This window comes from Paraeggerthella hominis (assembly GCF_021044775.1).
GTDB lineage: Bacteria > Actinomycetota > Coriobacteriia > Coriobacteriales > Eggerthellaceae > Paraeggerthella > Paraeggerthella hominis.
In genome coordinates this window covers 93,769-117,189 of record NZ_JAJNOQ010000008.1, presented here as the reverse complement: position 1 = coordinate 117,189, position 23,421 = coordinate 93,769, and the positions used below count along the sequence as shown (strand labels likewise).

16 protein-coding genes are annotated in these 23,421 nt (G+C 64.0%); 1 reads left to right on the top strand and 15 read right to left on the bottom strand.

Annotated elements, in window-relative coordinates:
- Positions 1-3: 3 nt before the first annotated feature.
- From LQE90_RS09575 to LQE90_RS09545, 7 genes are all read right to left on the bottom strand, one after another.
- On the bottom strand, positions 4-2,190 hold the full coding sequence (locus tag LQE90_RS09575) for a YhgE/Pip domain-containing protein (protein WP_216529557.1): 2,187 nt from the start codon (positions 2,188-2,190) through the stop codon (positions 4-6).
- The gene (locus LQE90_RS09570) at positions 2,183-4,774 is read right to left on the bottom strand and encodes a YhgE/Pip domain-containing protein (protein WP_216529556.1); all 2,592 of its coding nucleotides are present in this window, start codon (positions 4,772-4,774) and stop codon (positions 2,183-2,185) included. The genes LQE90_RS09575 and LQE90_RS09570 overlap by 8 nt, the downstream gene beginning before the upstream one ends.
- Positions 4,775-4,978: 204 nt before the next feature.
- Positions 4,979-6,181: an NADP-dependent isocitrate dehydrogenase gene (locus tag LQE90_RS09565; RefSeq protein ID WP_216529555.1), complete on the bottom strand. Its 1,203-nt coding sequence runs from the start codon at positions 6,179-6,181 to the stop codon at positions 4,979-4,981.
- Positions 6,182-6,697: 516 nt separating this feature from the next.
- Positions 6,698-8,485 (bottom strand): ABC transporter ATP-binding protein, encoded by a 1,788-nt coding sequence (locus LQE90_RS09560; protein ID WP_216529554.1) that lies wholly within the window; start codon positions 8,483-8,485, stop codon positions 6,698-6,700.
- 147 nt (positions 8,486-8,632) lie between these two features.
- A complete protein-coding gene (locus tag LQE90_RS09555; RefSeq protein ID WP_216529553.1) occupies positions 8,633-11,248 on the bottom strand; it encodes a DEAD/DEAH box helicase in 2,616 nt (871 codons plus the stop codon).
- Between the two features lie 453 nt (positions 11,249-11,701).
- Positions 11,702-12,970, bottom strand: a complete 1,269-nt coding sequence (locus tag LQE90_RS09550) for an ABC transporter permease (RefSeq protein ID WP_216529552.1) — start codon at positions 12,968-12,970, stop codon at positions 11,702-11,704.
- Positions 12,963-13,754, bottom strand: coding sequence for an ABC transporter ATP-binding protein (locus tag LQE90_RS09545; RefSeq protein ID WP_231088278.1), 792 nt, complete (start codon positions 13,752-13,754; stop codon positions 12,963-12,965). Before LQE90_RS09545 ends, LQE90_RS09550 begins: the two co-directional genes overlap by 8 nt.
- A 196-nt stretch (positions 13,755-13,950) precedes the next feature.
- Between LQE90_RS09545 and LQE90_RS09540 the strand changes: the two genes are divergently transcribed.
- A complete protein-coding gene (locus LQE90_RS09540) occupies positions 13,951-14,592 on the top strand; it encodes a TetR/AcrR family transcriptional regulator (RefSeq protein WP_216529550.1) in 642 nt (213 codons plus the stop codon).
- A 159-nt stretch (positions 14,593-14,751) separates the two neighbouring features.
- Here LQE90_RS09540 and brnQ read toward each other — a convergent pair whose 3' ends face one another.
- From brnQ to LQE90_RS09500, 8 genes are all read right to left on the bottom strand, one after another.
- Positions 14,752-15,903 carry a branched-chain amino acid transport system II carrier protein gene (brnQ, locus tag LQE90_RS09535; RefSeq protein ID WP_231088277.1) on the bottom strand — a complete coding sequence of 384 codons (1,152 nt, stop codon included), beginning with the start codon at positions 15,901-15,903 and terminating at the stop codon, positions 14,752-14,754.
- Between the two features lie 622 nt (positions 15,904-16,525).
- On the bottom strand, positions 16,526-17,971 hold the full coding sequence (locus tag LQE90_RS09530) for an RsmB/NOP family class I SAM-dependent RNA methyltransferase (protein ID WP_216529549.1): 1,446 nt from the start codon (positions 17,969-17,971) through the stop codon (positions 16,526-16,528).
- Entirely contained in the window at positions 17,964-18,923 is a 960-nt protein-coding gene (fmt, locus tag LQE90_RS09525) for a methionyl-tRNA formyltransferase (protein ID WP_216529548.1), read from the bottom strand. The genes LQE90_RS09530 and fmt overlap by 8 nt, the downstream gene beginning before the upstream one ends.
- Positions 18,924-18,925: 2 nt before the next feature.
- Positions 18,926-19,474 (bottom strand): peptide deformylase, encoded by a 549-nt coding sequence (def, locus tag LQE90_RS09520; protein WP_114566116.1) that lies wholly within the window; start codon positions 19,472-19,474, stop codon positions 18,926-18,928.
- 254 nt (positions 19,475-19,728) lie between these two features.
- Positions 19,729-20,667 carry an SPFH domain-containing protein gene (locus LQE90_RS09515; RefSeq protein ID WP_114565964.1) on the bottom strand — a complete coding sequence of 313 codons (939 nt, stop codon included), beginning with the start codon at positions 20,665-20,667 and terminating at the stop codon, positions 19,729-19,731.
- Positions 20,664-21,092, bottom strand: coding sequence for an NfeD family protein (locus LQE90_RS09510; protein WP_114565963.1), 429 nt, complete (start codon positions 21,090-21,092; stop codon positions 20,664-20,666). The genes LQE90_RS09515 and LQE90_RS09510 overlap by 4 nt, the downstream gene beginning before the upstream one ends.
- Before the next feature lie 89 nt (positions 21,093-21,181).
- Entirely contained in the window at positions 21,182-23,038 is a 1,857-nt protein-coding gene (gene dnaG / locus LQE90_RS09505) for a DNA primase (RefSeq protein WP_216529547.1), read from the bottom strand.
- 9 nt (positions 23,039-23,047) lie between these two features.
- Positions 23,048-23,239 carry a hypothetical protein gene (locus LQE90_RS09500; RefSeq protein ID WP_114565961.1) on the bottom strand — a complete coding sequence of 64 codons (192 nt, stop codon included), beginning with the start codon at positions 23,237-23,239 and terminating at the stop codon, positions 23,048-23,050.
- Between the last annotated feature and the right edge of the window lie 182 nt (positions 23,240-23,421).

The window sequence follows — 23,421 nt, the reverse complement described above, 5'->3', positions numbered from 1 at the left end:
GCCCTACCCCACCAGCTTCGAGGACTCCACCTGCTCGACGTACCACGTCATGAATTTCGCCAACGGCTTGCGCAGCACCAGGCCGATGAACGCAGCGGGAAGCAGGAACAGCGCCAGCTTGCCCAACTCGATCCAGAAATCGTTGCCGAACGTCCCGAACATGGCCGCGCGCATGGCGTTGACCACATGGGTTGCCGGCAGCCACGGGCTGAGGTCCTGGATGAACGAGGGCAGCAGCTGCAGCGGATAGGAGCCCCCGCATCCCGTCACCTGGATGATCAGAAGCAGCACCGCGACCGCCTTGCCCAAGTTGGCGAACGCCGCCACCAGCGCGTAGATCAAGAACGTGAACACCAGGCCCGCCACCCAGAAGCACAGCATGAACAGCATCGGATGGGCTACCTGCACCTGCAAGAACAGCATGTTGCCCAGCCCCATCAGCGTGGTCTGCGCCAGCGACAGAAACGCCATGACGCCGAAATGCCCCAAGAACAGCTCGCGGGGACGCGGGTCGCTCAAAAGCGCCCTCGTCTTATCGGAGACGCCCGGCTTCACCGCAACCAGGATAAGCAGCGAGCCGATGAACAGGGCCAGCGTCGTGTACAGCGGAGCCATGGCCGATCCGAAGTTGTCCGCCGGGAACACGGCGATGCGATCGATGGCGACCGGTGCCGAAAGCGCCTTCGAAAGCACCTGGGTGTCCGAGCCCAGCACATGGCGCAGGGCTTCCATATCGCCGCTCGCAAGCGCTTGGTCGATGCTGTCGGCCAAAGACGCCAGCTCGGCGGCCGATCCGCGCAGCTTCTGCGCCGCGCCGTCGATCTTCGAAGCCGCCGACCCCAGCAGATCGTTGGCCGACCCCGCGGAATCGGCCAGCCCGGAACTCGAAGCCCGCAAGTTGTCCACGCCGGCTCCAACGTTGGCCGCAAGCGTTGACACGTTGCTTGCCAGCTGCTGCATGGCCGGTTTCACGTTCGCATCGAAATCGCCTTTGACCGCCGACATGCTCTCCTGTGCCTGCGCGGCCAGCTTCTTGATCTCCTCGCGCTCGGCCTGCGTGTTCGCGTTGCCCGCTTCCAGCTTGGTCGCCGCGCTGCGCAGGTTGTCGCGCACGCCCTCCATAAGCTCGATAACGGCGTTCAGCCGCACGATCACCGCGTCCACGGCAGGTTGATACTCTTCGGGCACCTGCCCCCGCAGCTGCTCCAACTGGCCCACCAGGGCAACGTAGTGGCTGATCTGCCCGTCCACCGTATCGGCCTGCGCGCGCATCTGCGCAACGCACTCCTGCGTTCCCGAAGAAGCCGTGTCGAACAGGGCGTCCACCGAATCGGAAACCGCGCCGAAGCCCTGCCCCGTGCTCTCGAGCGCGTGCGACAGGTCGTCGACCGACTGCTTCAGGGCTTCGACCATGTCGCCCGTAGCCGCCGCACCCTGCGAAGCCGTTGCGCCCATGCCGTCCAACTCGGAGCGGGCCGACCCGATAAGCTTGACCGAATCGCCGATAAGCGTTTGCGAAGAACGCGCGAGCGAAGCGTACAGATCGAGCACCGAGCCCATCTGCTTCACCTGCTCCCCCATGCCGCGCACGTGCTTGGACAGATCGGCGATGCGACCGTTCACGTCGGCGTCGTCGGCATAGCGCGAGAGCGATTCCGCCAAGCTGAGTGCAACTTCCGAAAGCGTTTCGGCGAACACTTCGTTTACCTGGTACGACACGGAATCGGCACCCTTGTCGGTAATTTTCGGGGCAATCGCGCTCTTCTTCTCGTTCGCGTAGTACACGATTTTCGCGTGTTGCACGTCCTGCGAATAAAAGGTGAGCATATCCTTGCTGAAGCTGCTCGGAATGACCACCGCCGCGTAGTAGCGTCCCGATTTCGCGCCGTCCACGGCGTCCTCTTCGGACGTGAAGGTCCAATCGATCTGGTCGTTGGCGCGCAGCGCGGAAACCACCTGCTCGCCCACGTTGACGTGCAAGGGAACCAAATCGCTTTCGTACCCCTCGTCGACATTGGCCACCGCCACGGTAAGGCTGCCGGTGTTGTCGAACACGTTCCAGCACGCAATGACGTTGTACCAGGCGAAGATGGAAGGCATGACCACCAAGCCCACGGCGATGATGATGCTCATCGCGTTCGCGAACAGGCTTTTGAAGTCGCTGCGAAGGATGCGCCACAGGTTACTCATGACCGCCGCCTCCCTTCAAGCCGCGAAGGGCATCCGAGGTTCGCGCCATGCTGTTGCGCGACGCGCCCAGTTCCAGCAAGCCTTCTTCGGACATGCCGTCAAGCTTCAGCTGCCGTTCGAAGCTGTCGCGCAGGCTCTCCAGCACCACCAAGAACACGAACACGGTAACCATCCATATCAGCCACGCGGTCAGCAACCACACCTTCTCGGTGGGCGTGAGCGCGAATATCACGGTCAACGCCACGGGCACCGCCAGGCCCAGCGCCACGGATCCGCGGATAAGCCGAGGATACCAGCGGGCAAAGCGCTCGTAGCGAAGCTGCAGCTCTTCGCGGTACTCGTCCTTGTCCGCAAGCGCGCGGAACAGCTGCGCGAACCGGTACGGGCGCTCGGGAACCTCCACGTCCTCGCCGTTGAACAGGCCGCTTTGGCTCACCTGCCCCGCAACCATGCGGTTCACGTTCGCCATGAGGGGCCGAACGATGATCCCCAAAGCCATGAACAGCACGAAAAACAACACGAGCATGCCCACGGCGTCGGTGTAATGGGAACCGTAGAACCCGCAGATGGCCTCGCGCATGGCGCCGATGCCGTAGGTGAACGGGAAGAAGGGGTACACCGCCTGGAAAAAGCCCGAGGTCATCTCGATGGGGTACAAGCCCGTCGCGCCCGGAATCTGCGCGAACACCAGCACCACGCAGATGCCCTTGCCAATGTGCTGCAACGTAACCGAAAGCGCGTAGATGATGCTCAGGTAGGAAAGCGACGCCACCGCTGCCGCAAAGAACAGCGCCGGGGCGTTCACGGCCTGGACCCCTATGACCAAAACGCCGGCGCAGCAGATGACCGCCTGCAGAACCGCCATGACGGCCAGCAGCAAGAACCTGCCTAGATAGCGCTGCGTGACGGTCAGGTTCCGTATGCCCTCCCCATCCACCTCTTGCTTCATGATGACCAGCAGCATGAAAGCGCCGATCCAAAACGTCAGGTTCATGAACAGCGGAGCCATGGCCGACCCGTAGGCGTTAAGCGGATAAAGCTGCTCGGTGACAAGCTTGGTGGGAGATCCCATGAATTCAGCGATCTTCGTGGCGTCCAGCCCGTCTTCTCCGAACAGCTTCGTCAAAACTCCCGACTCGCCCAACGACAGCACATCGGTCCTCACCGTATCAAGGCTTTCGCTCAAGCTTGCCAGAATGGCGTCGGTTTGGCCGAGCGCTTCTTTCGCCGTGGCAAGCGTCGAGGAAAGCTGGTCCAGGACAAGCGACGTCTGGTCGATCAGCAGCCGCTGGCTGGCAACGGCCGCGCCCAGCGTGGCCGAGGTTGCGCTCACCTGCGACAAGCTCTGGTTGACCAGGGGAATCGTGGTTCCGAACAGCCCGTTCGAATACGTGTTCGCATCGTTGACGGCAAGCTGCACCGCAGCATTGAGCGAATCGCCCGCCTGCGACACCGACTGGGACAGCTTGCCCGCTTCCCCGTTGAGGCTCGCAAGGCCGTCCAAGGTTTGCTGCGCATCAGCCGCGCGGCGATCCAGCTCGTCCGCCATGGCCGCAAGAGGCTCCTTGCCGGGGTCGCCGGCGGGAAGCCCGTCCGCCATCGTGCGCAGGTAGGCGGCCAGCGCCTTGCTCTCTTGGACGATCGCCTGTCCCTGGGACAACGAGGAGCCTATGCCCGCCTGAGCCTCCCCCGCAGCCGTCGTCAAATCCCCTATCGCGCCGTTCGCCTTGGAAGACGCCTGGGAAACGGCAAGCAGGCTTTGGCTCACGGCGGGCGCTGCGGTGGTCGATACGCTTGCCAGCCCGCTTTGCATCTGCCCGGCAAGGTTCGACACGTTTTGCAGCGCGCTGCTGGCGCTTGCAATCTCGGTGCGCGCACGATCGAGCGTGCCGCGCGAATTCCCAACCTTATTCTGAGCCTCGTCGGTGGCCGCCGAAATAGCGCCGAGCGATGCGCGGGCGTCGCTTACCAGCTGCGCCGTTTCGGATATCTCGGAAACCGCGCGAGACCGCGATGCGTCGATCGATCCGCGCGCGTCGGACACCGCCTGGTCTATGGCTTCGGCAGCAACGTCGCTTACGGTCGAGACGAACGTGGAGTTGATGGTTTCATCAAGCGTCGTGGCGCCCGTATCGGTGATCTTAGGCGAAACCGGCCCAAGCTTTTCGTTGACGTAGTATTGGATTTCCGGCTGCGTGAAATCGCCGGTCGTCAAAGAGAGCAAGTGCTCGGTGAAGTCCTTCGGTATGACGAAGGCCGCGTAGCTCTTGCCCGATTGAAGTTCGGACAAAGCGGTATCGTGATCGGTGAAAACCCAGTCCAGCTGCTTGTTTTCATGCAGTTCCTCAACGATCATGTCGCCAACGTGAAGCTCGCCGGTCAAATCGCTTGAGCCGCCGACATCCTCGTTCACCACGCACACGCGCAGATTCCCCGTATTGTCGTACGGGTTCCAAAAGCCCACCACGTTGTACCAGGTGTAGACCGATGGCAGAACCAGTAAGGCGACGACCACCACCAAGGCGGGCGGCACCTTCAACAGGCGCAAAAGGTCACGCTTGAACACGCGAAAAACGTTTCCCATCTTGCCGCAACCCTCCTTCATGAAGCTCGCCGAACGCATCCGGCCTATGATACTCCTCTTGCATGAAGGCGCCATGCCCGATTGACGTTTGAATCCCAAACGTCAATCGGGCATGGTTGGATCACGGTACCTGGCCAAAAAAACGGCCTCGGAGCGCAATGCGATCCGAGGCCGTGAACGCTGCGTTGGGCGCAGAAGCCGACTCTACGCCGCCAGGCGCTTGGCAACCGCCAAGATGAAGTCGCGCGTGCTGAGCTTCACCGGGTTCGGCAGCGTAGTGATGAGCGCCAGGTCGCCCGTCATCTCGCCGGCTTCGATGGTGTCGAGCGTGGCCTTTTCCAAGCGATTCGCGAAGTCCACCAGGTCGTCCAAGCCGTCAAGCTCGCCGCGCTTGCGCAGCGCGCCCGACCACGCGAAGATGGTGGCCACCGAGTTCGTGGACGTTTCCTCGCCCTTAAGGTGCTTGTAGTAGTGGCGTTGCACGGTGCCGTGCGCGGCTTCGTACTCGTAGTAGCCCTGGGAGCTGACCAGCACCGACGTCATCATGGCAAGCGAGCCGAACGCGCTTGACACCATGTCGCTCATCACATCGCCGTCATAGTTCTTGCAGGCCCAGATAAACCCGCCGTCGGCCTTCATCACGCGCGCCACCGCGTCGTCGATCAGCGTGTAGAAGTACTCGATGCCGGCTTCCTCGAAGCGCGCGGCGTACTCGGCGTCGTAGACTTCCTGGAACACGTCCTTGAAGCGATGGTCGTACTTCTTCGAGATGGTGTCCTTCGTGGCGAACCAGATATCCTGCTTGATGTCGAGCGCGTACTCGAAGCAGCTGCGCGCGAAGCTCTCGATGGAAGCGTCCAGGTTGTGCATTCCCTGCGCCACGCCCGGACCGTCGTACTCGTGCACGAGCTCGCGCGTCTCGGTGCCGTCGGCGGCGGTGTAGACGAGCTCCACCTTGCCGGGACCGGGTACGCGAATCTCGGCGTTCTTGTACACGTCGCCGTAAGCATGACGCGCGATGGTGATGGGCTTGACCCAGTTGCGCACGCACGGCTCGATGCCCGCCACCGTGATGGGCGTGCGGAACACGGTGCCGTCGAGCATGGCGCGGATGGTGCCGTTAGGGCTCTTCCACATCTGCTTCAGGTCGTACTCGTCCATGCGCGCGGCGTTCGGCGTGATGGTGGCGCACTTCACGGCAACGCCCAGGCGGCGGGTCGCCTCGGCGGAGTCGACGGTCACGTGGTCGTCGGTGGCGTTGCGATGCTCCAGCCCCAGGTCGTAGTACTCGGTCTTCAAGTCGATGTGCGGCGCGAGCAGTTCGTCCTTGATCATCTGCCAGATGATGCGCGTCATCTCGTCGCCGTCCATTTCCACAAGCGGCGTGGTCATTGCAATTTTCGCCATAGCTAGCCTTTCGTTCCTGCGGGCCTGCGCCCGTCGCGCGCATCGGCGCGCTTGTTCGCGTGCATGAAACCATGATAGCGCGGAATGCGCGCGGGCGGCCTCAAATCCGAGCGATTCCGATTTCCGGAGCCGCGTTTCCCTTGAAAGCCGCTGGTTTCGCCCGTCCTGTCAAAACGGACGAGTTTTGCTGGTCCTCAAACAAGGATAAAGGATGCTTGCAGCTTGTGAACTGGGGTGATGCAAAACGCGTTCGAGAAGAGACTCCTCTGAGGGCGAAAAACCGCCGCAAAACTCGTCCGTTTTGACAGCGAGGGGATCTTGCCGCTCGGAAACGCGCGCAGCAGTGGCGTTGCCCTCGCGGAAGCGGGCCCCGCGGAAACGGACGCGGCAGCGGCGTTCGCCCTTGCGGGAGCGCGCTCCGCGGAAGCGGCGACGCACGCCATCGCCCGCGCGACACCCACGCGCCGCCGCCAGGCGCTCGCACTCCTGGCGCCGCCCCGCCGCGGCGCGCGCGGCCTACTCCAGATACGCGCCCGTCTGGCACTCCCACAGGCGCGCATACGCTCCACCCGCCTCGATCAACTGCGCATGCGGGCCGTCCTCGACCACGCGGCCTCCGTCAAGCACCACGATGCGGTCCAAGCTGGCCACCGTGGACAAGCGATGCGCCACCACGATGGCCGTACGCCCGTGCATGAGGGTGGCCAGCGCGTCCTGCACCAGGTGCTCGCTTTCGGAATCGAGCGCGCTGGTAGCCTCGTCCAGCACGAGCACCGGGCAATCAGCCAGAAGCGCACGCGCTATGGCGATGCGCTGGCGCTGGCCGCCCGACAGCTTGACGCCGCGCTCGCCCGTAACGGTATCGAAACCCTGCGGCAAGCGCTCGATGAACTCGAGCGCGTTCGCACGGCGCGCCGCTTCGCGGATCTCGTCCATGGACGCGTCGGGCCGTCCGTACGCGATGTTCTCCGCAATGCTGCGATGGAACAGCAGCGCCTCCTGCGGCACGTAGGCGATCTGGCGGCGAAGCGACTGCTGCGCGGCGTCGGCGACGTCCTGGCCGTCCACCAGGATGCGGCCCTCCTGAATGTCGGAAAGCCGCAGCAACAGCTTCGTGAGCGTGGTTTTGCCCGCACCGCTCGCACCCACCAAGCCAACCCTCTGGCCTGCGGGTATGTGAAAATCAAGCCCGTCGAACACCGTCGTGCGCACGTCTCCGTCGGTATACCAGAATCCAATTCCCTCGAAATCGATGGACCCTTCGCGCACCTCAAGCGGAGCGGCGTCGGGCGCGTCGGCTACCAGACGCGGCTCGTCGAGGATGATCGTCATACCGCTGGCGTCGCCGAACGCGCGGTTGAAGCGCTGCAACCCGTTGTTGATGAAGTTGAACTGGTTCGTCACCGTGTAGGTGTAGGTGAACATGACCACCAGCGTGCCCGGCGTGATGCCGTACCACGCGTTGCCGCCCGCGATGAACACCGCCACCACGCTCATGATGGCAACGGTGATGCACGCCGTCACGATGCCGCGCGTAAGCGATGCCCACATGCGCTTGGAATCGCGCGCCACCACCTCGCGGTTCGCCTGGTCGAACAAGCCGCGCTCGTAATCCTCGCGACCGTAGGTCTTCACGGCAAGAATGTTCGCCACCGAATCCGACAACTCGCCCGAAAGCTGGTTCTGCGCGCCCGCCGCCTTCTCGTTCAGGGCCAGGATGCGCTTGTACATGTAATACGAAACCCCCGCGTACACCGCCAGCAGCAGCATGAGGATGGCCACGTACACCGGAACGCGAGGAGCAAGGATGGCGCACGTGAACACCACCGAGCAGATCACCGGCAGAAACGGAAACGTGATGGTTTCCAGCAGCAGTTGGTAAGCGCTCATGAACTTGGTGGTTTGGCTGACCAGCGTACCGCCGAAACGGTTCGAATGAAACGACATGGACTGGTTGCACAGCGCGTCGAACGACATGGTGGCCAAATCGTACGAGGCTGCGATTTGCAGACGGTACATGGTGTAGTCCTGCACCTTGCTGGCAACCTGACCTGCTACGTTGATTCCGATGAGCGCCAGAATGTACGGCCCGAACACCGCGAACACCTCGTCCGGCGACACCGACCCCGCGCTCACACGGTCCACCACCAGGCTCATCACGTACGGGTTGCCGTACGAAAGCAGCGCCACGAACAGAAACGTCGACGCCATAAGGGCCGTGAACAGCCCGAAGTGTTTGCGAGTGACCAACCAGAAATAATGCAACGTGCGACGCGTTGTGGACGCAGCGGTTTGACGCGACATGAGGATCCCTTCTTTTTGCTTCGACACGATTATGCCACAAGCGCGTCGACTCATGCCGCGCCGAGCGCCGCCGCACGTTTGCTCCAGCGAAGCGGCGCCGGGAGCAAGGCCGCGGGACGGGTTGCCCGCCCCGGCCAAACCCATCGGCTATTCGATTCCCAGTTCTTCGAAGAAGCCCACGCGGAAGTTCTTGAACACGACCTCGCCCTCTTCCTGTGTGGCGTCCAAATCGACATCGGCGGCAATGCCGAAATCGTGATCGTCGTCAGGGTCGCTGAAAATCTGGTGCACGTGCCACACGCGGGCCGATTTCTCGTCGGACTCGTCGATCTCCAGATAGGCCATCGACCGCGCATCGCCGTCGATGCGCACCTCGTCGTGCGCTTCGTAGTACGAATCCAAGGCGCGCTGCCAACGCGGCTCCCCGCAGCCCCAATCCTGGTCCAAGCGGCCCAACTCCGCCGCGCGCTCCTGCGCAGCCAGCCGCACGCGCAAAAACAGCGCGTTGCGAACGAGCACCGTCACGCCGCGCCGATCCGTCACCACCTCGTCAGCGTCCACCGGCGCAGCCGCGTCCAAGGCCGACCCCGCGTTCTCCCATTCATCCATCAAGCTGGAGTCCACCGACCTCACCACGAAGCCCAGCCATGCGATGACGTCCTCTAGCCGATCGTTGCGCTTGTCCACCGGCACCGTGCGCGCGATCACCCGGTACGCGTCGGCCAGGTAGCGCAGCAGCAGCCCCTCCGACCGGGCGATGCCGTAACGCTGCACGTAGCCCTTGAAGTCGCTGGCGGTTTCCAGCATGTCGCGCAGGACCGACTTCGGCTCCAGCTGGAAATCGCGCGCCCACGGCACCTCCTGGCAATAGCGTTCGAACGCCGCACCCAGCAGATCCTCGAGCGGCTTGGGATACGTGATCTCGGCGATGCGCTCCAAGCGTTCCTCGTAGTCCACCCCGTCGGCCTTCATGTCGGCCATGGCCCGATCCTTCGCCTGCCGTTCCTGCGCGCGCAGCACCTGACGCGGGTTTTCCAGCGTGGCCTCGGCCATGGAGATGACGTCGTGGGCGTACGTGTCGCTTTCCGGGTCCAGCAGCTCCAGCGCAGCCAGCAAAAACGGCGAAAGCGGCTGATCAAGCGCAAAATCCTCGGGAAGATCGACGGTGGTGACGTATTCCGTGCTTCCATCTTCGGCCTGCACGCGCTCCACCACGTCGGCGTTCACGAGCGTGGCGAATATGTCGTCCGCGCGCACGACCAGGGCGGCCTTCTCCTCGTCGGTTTGAGCGGAATCGGCGATGAGCTTGCGCACGCGCGCGTACGCGTCGCCGCCCTGCACCACTTCCGACAGCACCATCGAATGCGTGATCTTCATGCGCGGCTTCAGCGTTTCGGGCGTTGCCTCGATCAGGCGCTCGAACGTCTGCTTGTTCCAGGTGACGAATCCCTCAGGCGGCTGCTTCTTCTTGATCTTGCGCAGCTTCTTCGGGTCGCCGCCGGCCTTCTGCACCAGCTTCACGTTCTCGATGTCGTGCTCGGGAGCTTCAGCCAGCACCACGCCTTCGGTGTCGAAGCCGCTGCGGCCCGCGCGGCCCGCGATCTGATGGAACTCGCGGGCGCGCAGACGGCGCATCTTGTAGCCGTCGAACTTCGTGAGCGCCGTCAAAAGCACGGTGTGAATGGGCACGTTGATGCCCACGCCCAGCGTGTCCGTACCGCAGATGACGGGAAGAATCCCCTGTTGAGCAAGCTTTTCCACCAGCAAGCGATACCGGGGCAGCATGCCGGCGTGATGCACGCCGACGCCGCTTGAAAGCAGGCGCTTGAGCGTTTTGCCGAACGCCGTGGTGAAGCGCGTGCCGGCCATGGCGCGCTTGATGTCCTCGCGCTGCTCCTTCGACGCCACGCCGAAGCTCGAAAGCGATTGCGCCGTGGCAAGCGCCGCATCCTGCGAGAAATGCACGATGTAGAGCGGAGCCTCGCCGTTGCGCAGCGCCAGCTCCACGGTGCCTTCGAGCGGCATTTCCACGTATTCGTACGACAGCGGAACGGGGCGCGGGGCGTCGGCCACCACGTCGACGTCGACGCCCGTACGCTCCTTGAGCGAGCTCGCGATGTTCGAGACGTCGCCCAACGTTGCGCTCATCAGCAAGAACTGCGTTTTCGGCAGCGTGAGCAAGGGAACCTGCCACGCCCATCCGCGGTCGGCGTCGCCGTAGAAATGGAACTCGTCCATGGCAACGCAGCCCACGTCGGCGCGCTCGCCCTCGCGCAGCGCTTCGTTCGCCAGGATCTCGGCCGTACAGCACACGACCGGCGCCTGCGCGTTGATGTGCGTGTCGCCCGTGATCATGCCCACGTTCTCGCGCCCCAGCACGTCCACTAAATCGAAGAACTTCTCGCTGACCAGAGCTTTGATGGGAGCTGTGTAGTACGCGCGTCGACCCGTGGCAAGCGCCATGAAGTGCAGGCCCAGCGCGACCATCGACTTGCCGGAACCCGTGGGCGTGCCCAGGATAACGTGATCGCCCATCATGAGCGCCATGAGCGCTTCTTCCTGATGGGGCCACAAGTCGATGCCGCGCGACGCCACCCAATCGAGGAAGCGGTCGAGCGCTTCGTCGGGCGTGAGCCACGGTTCGGGGGCAGGCTCCCCCTCTTCAGGCTCCCACCAGCTTGGCGCGAGCAGCCCCAGCGACCCGTGCGCGAACGCCGCCCCTTCGGGCTTCTCCGTTGTTTCCTCTGTTGCGCGTTCGACCATGCGGGACGACCTCCGAACATACCAGCGATACTTTGCAAAGCATTTATTTTACCCGTTACCGCGTGCGCGCGGACGAGCAAGCGGTAAAGTCCTCGCGTTCTGCGCGCCAAAACGCGCGTGATGCGGGGGCGGGGGCAGGCTGGCGTGACAACACGCGGACTGGAGCTCCCAAGCCGATACGATAATCCGCACCCGCAAAGCACAACCGGACCACATGCGCCCAGTCGTGCAGCCGAAGCGTCCATTCAGGTTGGCGGCACCGCGCAGGGCCGCGTTTGCCGCACGGTTTTGCCCCCAATGTCGCGTATCGCGAGTTCCTTGAGCGCCCCGCCCTCGGGGACTTGCGTCACGCGATCGTTTTGCCAGGTCGTGCGAAGGCGAGGCCGAAGCATGCCGAGTCAAGCGCAACATTGAGGGCAAAACCGTGCAGCGCAAGGACCCCAACCCCGTCCGCTACCGCACCCGGGCGCGCTTCTTGCGAAAGCCCAGCGCCGCCAGCACGAAGAACGCTGCCACGAATCCCCACAGAACCGCAAGATCGGGCCAGACCGCCGCGAAATCGGCACCGCGCAGCATCACCGCGCGCAGGGCGTCCACCCCGTACGTCACCGGCATGCACTGGCCCAGCGCCTGAAGCCAGCCCGGCGCGCTCGACAGGTCGAACAAGCCGCACAGCAGTATCTGCGGCACCACGAACAAGAGCATGAGCTGGATAACCTGAAACGCGTTGCTGGCCAGGCCCGACACCAAAAGCCCCAACGTCACCGACACCAGCGCCATCGACACCGCCGTCACCACGACCAAGCCCAGGTTGCCTTCGTTGGGAAAACCGATCAGCCCCAACGCCACCGCCAGGATCACGCCCGATTGCGCAAGCACCAGCGCGCCGAATCCAATGGAGTAGCCGCCCAAGATCTGCGTCGGCTTGACCGGCGTCGCCAGAAAGCGCGCCATGGTTCCCGCGCCGCGCTCGTTCACCAGCGACATGCCGCTTGTGATGAACGTGAACGCGAACAGGAACACCCCGATGAACACCGGCCCGTAGAAGTCGAACATCTTCCAATCCTCGCTACCGTGCAAATACGAGGTCTCCACCTCTTTCACCGGCATGTACGACGAAGGGTCAAGGGCGAAATCCTCAGCCGAAACGGTGCTCGCAAGCGATCCGTCCAACATGTCGCGCACCGACTCCGGCATCTTCGCCAAAGCGCTCGGCGGAAGCGAGAGCGCCACCTCTTCGATAGCGCTGCGCAGTTCGACCTGCTTGGATTCAGCGTCCTCCCGAGCCTGCTCGATTTCGTCCTTCTTCGCCTCGATGTCCGCTTCCATCTGATCCGCCGCGTCTTTTTGCACGTCGGCCATGGCAGACGACGCGCACGCCATCACGGCAGCGGTCTTGGTGGAATCGCTGCCTTCGGCCCATATCTCCAGCGTCGCGTCGCCTTTCATGCGCAATACCGCATCCACGTTATTGGAGCGCAGCAGACGCTCGGCTTCGTCGACCCCCACGTCCGACACGCGCGCATCCTGCGCCTCGAGCGCATGCTGATATGAAGACGGAAGCGAAACCGTGGCGATGCGCGGCTGGTAGGAGTCGGCGCCCAGCAGCACCGACAGCAGCCACAGCACCACGATGGGCGCCACGAACAGAAGCGCGATGGTGCGCTTATCGTGCATGAACTGCGAGAGGATGCGGCGAGCAACCGCGAGCGTCTTACGCATGATCGGCCTCCTTCCCTTCAGACGAGCCCTCTAGGATAAGGAACGCATCCTCCAGATTGTCGGCTCCCGTTTGCACAAGGATATCGGCAGGCGATGCGTTCGCGATGATGCGGCCGCCGTGCAGCATGGCTATCTGGTCGCACCGAACCGCTTCGTCCATGACGTGCGTCGTCACGATGATGGTGGCCCCTTCGCCCGCCATCGCGGAAAACGCATCCCAGATGCGACGCCTATGATCGGGATCAAGCCCCACCGTTGGCTCGTCGAGCACCAGCAGCTCAGGCTCGTGCAGCATCGCCACGCCCAGGCTTAGCCTTCGCTTCATGCCGCCCGAAAACGCCGACACCAGCTTCTTGCGATCGTCTTCCAAGCGACCGAACTTCAGCATCTCGCCGATGCGCGCGTCCAGCCGCGCACCCGAAAGCCCGTTCATCGCGCCGAAGAACCGCAGGTTCTCCTCGGCGGTGATGTCGTCGTAGAGCGCATCCTCCTGCGGCATGTAGCCCACGCGGGCGCGCGCCGTAGGGTACGGAGCGCGCTCGCCCATGACCAGCACCTCGCCCGCCGCCGGCACCGTCACGCCCATAATAAGGTTGACCATGGTGGTTTTGCCGCACCCCGAAGGCCCCAGCAGGCAGAGAATGCTGCCCCGGTCGACGCGCAGGTTCACCCGATCCAGTACGGTGCGCCTGCCGTCCGCCAAAGGCGTTTTCCTGCCGAACCTCTGAACCGCGCCTTTGAATTCGACCATAGGCCGCCCATTCGCACGCGTCTGCGTTTCCATGGCATCACGTCCCCTCCCCGCGCGCTTGAGCGCGGCTTGCTTCGAAGAGCCCGCATGCGGGAACCGCGGTGCTTGACGACCCTTCGCCATCTGTTCTAGGATGATTTTATTGGCCTATGCGTCCAATAAAAATATGCAAATCACGGGAAAACGACCAATTACAAATGAGCAAAGCGCTCATAGCAAGGAGGAAACCGTGCCGCGACCGAAAAAAGGGCAGGACGTCCCCGCCGTCGACCGCATGAGGGACGCATTCTGGACGCTGCTGGCCGAAAAGCCTTACGCGGCGCTTTCGGTGGCGGATATCCTACGATCGACGGGCCTCAACAAAAACGCGTTCTACTACCACTACGGCAACCTTGGCGAGCTAGCGAAAGACGCCGTCGAGCAAATGCTGCCAACCGATCTTATGGTTGCGGTGTTCAGGGAGATCATCGACCCGAAAAGCAACCTGGACGCCTTGCTGTGCGACCCCAAATACCACGTGCACCTTGATCGCCTCAGCCTGATAGCCGGAAAACACGGATCCCCGCAGTTGCAGGGAACGCTCAAGCGCGCCATGAAGCAAGCTTGGATCGGCATGCTTGGCATTGACGAGGCGAATCTAGGATTCAACTCGTCGCTTGCCATCGAGTTCGCGCTTGGCGGAGTGTTTTCCCTGCTGGCCTATCGCGCCGAGCACCTGCCCGACATGACAACCGAGCAGCTCTTCGGATCCCGTTTCGGCCAGCGCATGCGAAGGACCGTTCCGCCCATGCTGCTGGAAACGTTTCTCGACGAGGGCGTGATCAGCGAATCAGCCTTGCTGGCAACGCGATTCGCGCCGACGTCGAGCTAGCGACCATGCAGCGCCCACGGCGGCGCCCGCAAAGGCTATGAGCACCCATCCCAGGCCGAAGTCCGCAAACGGCAGCGCATCGAGCGGCAGCCATGCGCCGGGCGCAAACGCGTCGCGCAGACCCACAACCACGCTGTACACGGCCGTCGACAGCACCGCTCACGGCCACATGAGCGGCAGCTTGTCGCAACGAGCGTGCACGAGGCCCATGATTACCAGCACGATAGCCGGCGGGTACAACGCGCCCAGAAGCGGCGCGGAAAACGCCAGGATCGCGTCCAGCCCCAAAAGCGAAACGGCGCAGCTGAACACGGCGAACGCAGCCGCCCAGGCAATCAACGGCACGCGCGGGACGGCCTCGAAGAAGTACTCGGAGCAGCACGAGATCAAGCCCGTGCATACGTTCAGGCACGCGATCAGGAAGATCGCAGCCACGATAACGGCCCCAGCCTCGCCGAAGTGCATGCTGGCCGATGCTGCCAGAATGGCCGCGCCATTGGTCGCGTCGGGCAGCGCGCCGCCCATGGTGGCGCCCACGAACCCCAAGCCGCAGTAGATGACCATCATGAGCACGCCGGCCACGACGCCCGCACTCGAAATGGCGCCGGCAACCTGCTTCGGATCGCGCGCGCCCAGCTGCTTCACGTTCGCCGCAACCACGATGCCAAAGCACAGCGCAGCCAGCAGGTCCATGGTCTGGTAGCCCGTCAAAAAGCCGTGCGTCGCCGCGTTCGCGCTGTACGGAGCCTGCGGCTCGAGAACTTCTCCCCCGCCTCCGATCACCGATGCGCCCACCACCAAGACGATGAGCACGATAAGCGCAGGCGCAGAGAACTTGCCCAGCACGCGCGAAAGCAACCCAGGCCGCAGCGCCAAAACGAAAGCCACGGCGAAAAACGCAACCGAGAACACGACCGCCGCCACGTTCGGATCGATCACGTCAGGTCCCGGCAACAAAGGCCGCAGCATCTCGTACGCCGTAGAGGACGTGCGCGGAATAGCCAGAAACGGGCCGATGGTCAGGTACACGAGCGCAATGAACACCGATGCGAACAAAGGACTCACGCGCCCCGCCAGCTCGCGCACGCCGCCGCACAGGGCCACGGCCACAATGCCCAGCACGGGTAGGCCGATGCCCGCAAGCAGAAAGCCCGCCATAGCCGGGACGGCTTCGGTGCCCGCCTGCAAGCCCAAAAGCGGCGGCAGGATCAGGTTCCCCGCTCCAAAGAACATAGAGAACAGCATGCCGCCCACCATCAGCATCTGACTGGGGCGCAGCCCGCCGCGCGCGTTTTGTTGCTGCTCTTCCACGAGGTTCCTCCTGAGTTCCGTATCGTACTGCCACGCCCTTGCGCGCCGCGAAACGACGGCGCGAACGATCCGCAATGATAGCACTGCCCTCGTTCGATCGCTATTCCATATTGTTTCACTATGAAATCGACGCAAACGAGCAAGGCGAAGGGGCGAAGCCGATGGCCTGCTTCGCGCTGTTCGCCGGAGAACGGGCCATCGACCCGCCCCTCCCCCGCCCGTTCGCCCGCCTAACGCGGTCCTGCGCACGTCCATCGACCTGCCCGTTCGCCCGCCCAGCACGATCCTGCGCACGAGCCATCGACCCGCCCCTGTTCGCCCGCCCAGCACGATCCCGCGAACAGGCCATCGACCCGCCCGTTCTCCTGCCCAGCACGGTCCTGCGCACGAAAAACCGCGTTCGCTGGCAGGTTTTGACGGTTTGAGGTTGTTGCAGAGTCCCTTGCTTGCGACCACAACCAGATGGCCCAGCATTACACCAGGTCAAAAAATCATAGAAAATTACTGGAAGATCGGATGCGGTTTGCGACACGTCCACGACGACCGCAAACCGTCAAAACCTACCACGGAACGCCTTTGCGCGTGCGCTGGACGGAGAAAAACGCACGACCCTTCGCGTCCTCTACGAAACGCGCGCGAACCTTACGGCGAAATGCGCGTCCGACGACCCCGGCGCAAGCCGCGTAGCCAAGCACGAGCGACCGGCAATGGGAGCCAGCTGAAAGCGCTGCCCCTCTTCGCTCGCGAGGAATGCCTTCACCGTCTGGTTGTCTTCCTCGCAGGTCACCGTACACGTCGCGTACGCCAGCGTTCCGCCCGGCGCCACATGCCCGGCGGCGGCGCGCAGCATGCCCAGCTGCGTCTTCGCGAACGCGGCCACGTCCTCGGGCTGCAAGCGCCAGCGAATCTCGGGATGGCGTCGCAGCGTTCCCAGCCCCGAGCACGGCGCGTCGATGAACACCACGTCGAACAGGCGATCGCGAACCACGTTGCCCAACGCCAGGGCGTCGCCCGTCAGCGCCTCCGACACGCACGAGCCGTACCGCGCGGCGCGCTCGAGCAGCAGCTTCGTCTTGAACCCGTGATTGTCCAGCGTCACGTACGACTCGATCTGCGACCCCCACGTGCGCTGCGCCGCGCTTTGCAGCAAGATGGTCTTCGTTGCGCGACCGGCGCCCACTTCCAGCATGGACGCGGGCTTGTCCTGCGGCAGGACGGACGCAGCCACCAGCTGGGACGCGGCATCGGAAACAAGGATCTTTCCCTGCACGAACAATTGCTTGACCTCGGGCAGCAACAACGCGCGGTTGTCCTTCACGCGCAGGCAGCCGGGCACGGGCACGCCGTCGATCTCAACCGGCTGCGTCGATTCTCCCGCCTTCGCGAACGCGGCGGCCACGGCGGCTTCGTCCGTCTTCGCCGCATTCGCCGCCACGAACAGCGGCGCCGGCTCGTTCGAGGCGCGCATGAAGTCCAACGCCGCCTGGGGTCCCAGATCGAGCACCAGCTTGCGCGCCAGCCAAACGGGAAAAGCATGCAGGCGAGCCAGCGCTTCCACGTCGCGCGTCGGATCGCCGAACGGGAAGGACGCGCGTGAAGCAACCACCTTGCGCAGCACCGCGTTCGCAAGGCCAGCCGCCCTGGGCGCGAACGAGCGCACCAGCTCGACTCCCTGGTCAACCGCTGCATGCGGCGTCTTGTTCAGGAAGATGATCTCGTACACGCTCAAACGCAGGGCGTCGCGCACGTCGGGCTGCACGTCCGTCGGCTTGCTGAGCGCCCGATCGAGCACATCGTCGAGCGTGCCCACGGAGCTGACCACGCCCAATGCGAGCAGCGTCGCGAACGAGCGGTCCTCAGGCGAAAGCGAGGAGCCGTCGATGCGCTTGCCGATAACGTCCTGAGCGAACGCCTCGCGCTCGCGCACGGTGCGCACCACGTCGAGCGCGGCAAGCCGAGCCGAGCTGGCTTTCGATCGCGAGGCGCGGCTCTCTCGCGGCTTCTCCACAGGTCCGGCGTATCCCTTCGGCGCGCGTCGATCCTGCGAGCCCTTATTACGATCAGGCATGAAGCCCCTTCCAGATAAGGCCGCCGTCCTTGATCCCTTGGATCCCGGCGGCAAACGATTTCGCATCCATGGCCTGCTTGCCCGCCGGCTTCAGAATCAGAAGCTCCACCGCGCCGTCGGCCGCGCCCAAGAACAAGCGCTTCGCCGCATAGCGAACATCGCCCGCAGCCATGCCCGCAACAAGATCGCGCGCCTGGCTATCGGCCGCCACGGGAGCAAGCGACAGCACCGTAACCGCGCGCCCCGCCACCTCGGCGCGCGCAGGGTGCGCGGCGCTCGAAGCCTGCACCTTGCGAACCATGAGCGCAGCGGAATCGCCAACGGACAAGTCCAGCTCGCCCTTGGCGATCTTATCGGCGTAGGTCACGCGCGATTCGTCCTGCTCGGTCCAATCGCACACGCCCCGCTCCACGCGCACCAGCGCGGTCAACAGGGCGTGAGATCCCAGAATAGCCAGCTCGTCGGTCAGTTCTTCAGCGTTCAAATCCCCGACGCTCGCCGTGCGGCACACGCAGTACGCGCCTGTATCCAGGCCCTCTTCCATGCGCATGATGCATACGCCGGCCTCTTCGTCGCCCGCCAGGATAGCGCGCTCGATAGGAGCGGCGCCGCGCCAGCGAGGCAGAAGCGACGCGTGCACGTTCAGGCAGCCGTACCGGGGAAGATCCAACACGGCCTTCGGCAGAATGGCCCCGTAAGCGGCCACGCAAATGACGTCGGGGCGAAACGAGGCCAGTTCGCGCTGGACGTCCTCGTCGCGCAGGGTGCGCGGCGTGCGCACGGGAATGTTCCAGCGCTCAGCCGTCGCCTTCACCGGCGAAGGCTCCAACTGCTTCCCGCGGGCGCGCACGGCATCAGGGCGCGTGTAAACGGCAACCACCTCATGCTGCTGCACCAATTCATCGAGGATCGTAGCCGAGAACTCCGGCGTGCCCATGAACACGACGCGCATGGTTATCGAACCCGTGGATCAAGCGAGGTCTCTCCCGGCTTCGCGCCGGAAGCAACCGCCTGGTCGTAATCGCGAAGCGCCTGGATGCGCGCGAGGGGATCGCAGCGCTCGAACATGGTCACGCCGTCCAGGTGGTCCAGCTCATGCTGCAGGCAGCGGCCCAGAAGGCCGTCGCCTTCGATCTCCCATTCCTCGCCGTCCAGGTCGAAGAAGCGCACGCGCGCCCACGACGGCCGGGCGATGGGCACGGAGATGCCGGGGATGGACAGGCAGCCCTCCCCTTCGACGACGACCTCGCCCTTCGTCTCCACCAGCACCGGGTTCACCAGTACCATGGGGTTCTGCTCGTCGGACTCGTCGCAGTCGATGACCACCAGGCGCTTGGTCACGCCCACCTGCGGCGCGGCAAGGCCGCAGCCGGAATTCTTGTACATGGTCTTCACCATCTGCTTGGCCAAGCGCTTCAGGCTTTTGTCCCCAAGATCGCACGGCTCGCACGGCTGGTTCAAAATGGGATTGGGAGATTGCACGATAGTAATCACGGTCAGCACGTCCTTTTGGTATCCACGCGCGCGACGCTCGAGGCGCCGCGAAACAAAATTCTGGCAAGCATTGTCCGCAATCGCTTCGCCCTTGTCCAGCGGCTTGCCGAAAGATCCATAAAACGCGAGGTGAGAAGCGCAAGAGACCGAACTTGGCGACCGTTCACCGCACGCGGGAGGCAGCCGACGAAAAGCGCCGTTCGACACGCGCCGCATCGCAGCGCGCTCGAACGGCGCCTCAAGCACCTCGAGCGTTCGGGCCGCTACTCCGTACGAGCGGAATCCTCGCTGTCCACGACGATCTCTTTGAGCGACGCCGCCAACCCGGCAAGGCCCTGGATGTCGGAGGGGATGATGAGCTTCGTGGAGCGACCGTCCGCCACTTTCTTGAGCGCTTCGAAGGCTTGCAGGGTCAAAACGGCGTTGTCGGCGCCCGCTTCCCGCACTGCGCGGATGCCGTCGGCCGTCGCCTGCTGCACGTTCTTGATAGCCTCCGCTTCGCCCTCGGCCTCGCGGATCTGCTTCTCCTTCTCGGCCTCGGCAGCCAAGATGATGGTCTGCTTCTCGGCTTCGGCGGAAAGAATCTGCGCCTGCTTCTTTCCCTCGGCGATGGTGATGGCGGCCTGTTTCTCGCCCTCGGCCAAAAGCACCGCCTCGCGCTTCTCGCGCTCGGCCTTCATCTGCTTTTCCATAGCCTGCTGAATGGCTGCCGGCGGCGTGATGTTCTTGACCTCTACGCGGTTGACCTTGATGCCCCAGGCGTCGGTGGCCTCGTCAAGGATGGAGCGCATCTTCGCGTTGATGGTATCGCGCGAGGTGAGCGTGGTGTCCAGGTCAAGATCGCCGATGATGTTGCGCAGCGTGGTGGCCGACAGGTTCTCGATGGCCACGATGGGATTCTCCACGCCGTAACAGTACAGCTTCGGGTCCATGATCTTGAAGAACACCACGGTGTCGATGGACATGGTCACGTTATCCTTCGTGATGACGGGCTGCGGCGGGAAGTCGAACACCTGCTCTTTGAGCGACACGTAGGGACGCACGCGGTCGATGAAGGGAATCTTCACGTGCAGCCCGTTGTTCCAGGTGGTCAGATACGAGCCCAGGCGCTCCACGATGGCGGCTTCGGCCTGCGGCACGATTTTGATGCACGTGACCGAGAACAGAACCAGGATCACGACGAGCACGATAAGGAAGATCATGGGAGTTTCCTTTCAACGATGAGCTTGACGCTTTCTTGCCCGACCACGACGACGTTCTGGCCAACGGGCAGGGGCTCTCCGCTGGCAGAGCAGGCGGCCCAGGTCATGTGATCGGACGTTTCAACGCGCCCGACCAGGCGATCGTTGTCGATAGCCTCGCACACGACGGCAACCTGGCCGACCAGCGTCGGTTCCTTGGAATCACCGCGATTGCGGTACTTCATGAACACGGGGCGAAGGGCCACAAGGCACACGACGGAAACGACCAGAAAGACGATCACCTGCACGGCAGGATCGACGCCGAGCAGGTTCGCGGCGAACGCTACCAGCGCGCCGACAACGAACCACAGGGTGATGAGGCCCAGCGAAACGACCTCGACAAGGGCCATCGCCGCGGCGACGCCCAACCATACGAAGGGGCTCATACGGTAGCTCCTTTCTCCTTGTTCGAGTATACACTATCCGTCTGCACGACAGCATGACGCGCAGCGGACTCGAAACCGAACGGTTGCGCCTACACGTGCGCGGCGCGGCGGCGCGTCAGATCCTGCTGCATGGCGGCCACGGCTTCGAACAGCATCTCGTACTCGTCGGCCGGAAGACGCGACGGATCGGAAAGCTGGGCCTTGAGCGCTGCCACGGCATCTTCCGCGTCGCCTATGGACAGCTCTTCCACCAGGAAAGATGCCAAGCGGCCCTCGTCCTCCACAGCGCTTTCGGCACCGGCGGTCAACATGCCGGCCGCAGCGGGCAGCACGCGCGCGACCTCGCCGACCAGCCGCGCGGGCTGAGCTGCAGGGTCTTCGGCCAGCGTGTCCAGCATGCTCTGCGCGATCGTAGCGTGCGCGGGCTCGTGCCACTGCGTTTGCGCGAGCGCGTCAGCGTGCAGCAGGCCCAGGTCGGGTCGGGACGCGATCAGGGCGAGCAACTGGCGCTCGAAGCGGCGCCGGTTGACCTCCGATTGGGGAAGCCGCTCGCGCCGCGGCTGCGGAGCCCGCCGAGGCTCGTCGTCTGCCGCAGCGTCCGCTCCTTCGGCGTCCGCAGCGCGCGGCGGCTTCAGCTTGCCCAGCTGATCGAGCACGTCCTCCTCGCGCGCACGGCATCTGCTGGCGATCTGCACGGCGTAATCGCGCGCCAACATGGAGTCCTTGATGGGCGCGAGCACCGAGAGCGCATCGGCCAAGGCGGCCGAGCGGCCTTCGGCACGACTGAGGTCATGGCGCGCCAATCGACGATCGATACCGTACTTGAGCAGGGGCTGCGCATGTTCGACCAGCTCTTGCAGCGCCGCGCCCCCGCGATCCGACACGAAATCGGCCGGGTCCAGGTTGTCCGGCAGCGTGACGGCCGCCAGCTCGATCTTGGTGCGACCCGCCTCCGGCGTCATGCTGTCGTCGATGAACGCCAGCGCGCGGTCGGCCGCACGCTGCCCCGCTTCGTCGCCATCGAACAGGTACACGATGCGATGCTGCGCATGGCGCGCGAGCAGACGAATGTGGCGCATGGTGAGCGCCGTGCCCAAGGTGGCCACCGCGTTCTCGATCCCCGCTTCGTGCAGCGCGATCACGTCGGTGTAGCCCTCGCACACGATGGCGGTGCCCGTTGACGCCATGGACGCCTTCGCCTTCTCCATGCCGTACAGCACCTGCGACTTATGGAACAGCGGCGTTTCCTGGGAGTTCAGGTACTTCGGCTCGCCTTTGCCCACCACGCGCCCGCCGAAGGCGATGCACTCGCCCTGCGGGTCGTTGATGGGAAACATCACGCGGTTGTAGAACCGATCGCGCAGCCTGCCGCCGTCGCCCGAAAGCGCGACGTTGGCCTGCACCATCTCGTCGGGCTTGAACCCCTTTGCCGCCAGATGGCGCACCAGCTGCCCGCGACCCGGCGCGAAGCCCAACCGCCACGTTTTGGGAACGTCGCCGCCAAGCCCGCGCGCGCCCAGGTAGCTGCGCGCGGCGCTCGCCTCGGGGCCGGGATTGCGCATAAGCTGCGTATGGTAGAAGTCCGCCGTTTCCTCGCACACGGCCTTGAGTCGCGCTTTCTTGCTAGAACCAACGCTGCGCGGCCCGCCGGCGTCCGATATCTCGATATGCGCGCGCTCCGCCAAGCGGCGCACGGCCTCGGGAAAGTTCAAATCCTCGGTTTTCATGATGAAGGAGAACACGTCGCCGCCCTCGCCGCAGCCGAAGCAATGCCACAGCTGCGTGGCGGGATCGATCTTGAAAGAGGGGGTTTTCTCGTTGTGCAGCGGACAGCAGCACCAGAAATCGCGCCCGCGCTGCTTCACAGGCGTGCGCTCGCTGATAACGGCCACCAGGTCGTTCGCCTCGCGTACCTTCTGAATGTCTTCTTCGCTGATGCCGGCCATGCGCGAACCCTACCTCTGCTTGTTCTGTTTGGCCAGAACGACGTTCACCAAAAACAGCAGGCCAAGCGCAAGGGACGGACCCAGGTCCAGCAAACCGACCTCGCCCTCGCCCGCGTTCATGTACGTCATCACCAAGCTGCCCGTCATCAAGACGAAGCTCAGCACCGCGATGCCTGCGTAGATTCGCTCCCGATTCCTCATGCGCCGCCCTTCCGAGTTTTGTTTCGGACAGTATAGCGCAAGCGTGCAACCGCCGCGCGCCAGCACCTGGCACGGAGCCGGTGTTCTCGCAGGACCGGGACGCTTGCGGGACCGGGGGGCCTTGCGGAACCGGGGGGCCTTGCGGGACCGGCGACCTTGCGGGACCAGTACCCTTCTGTCAA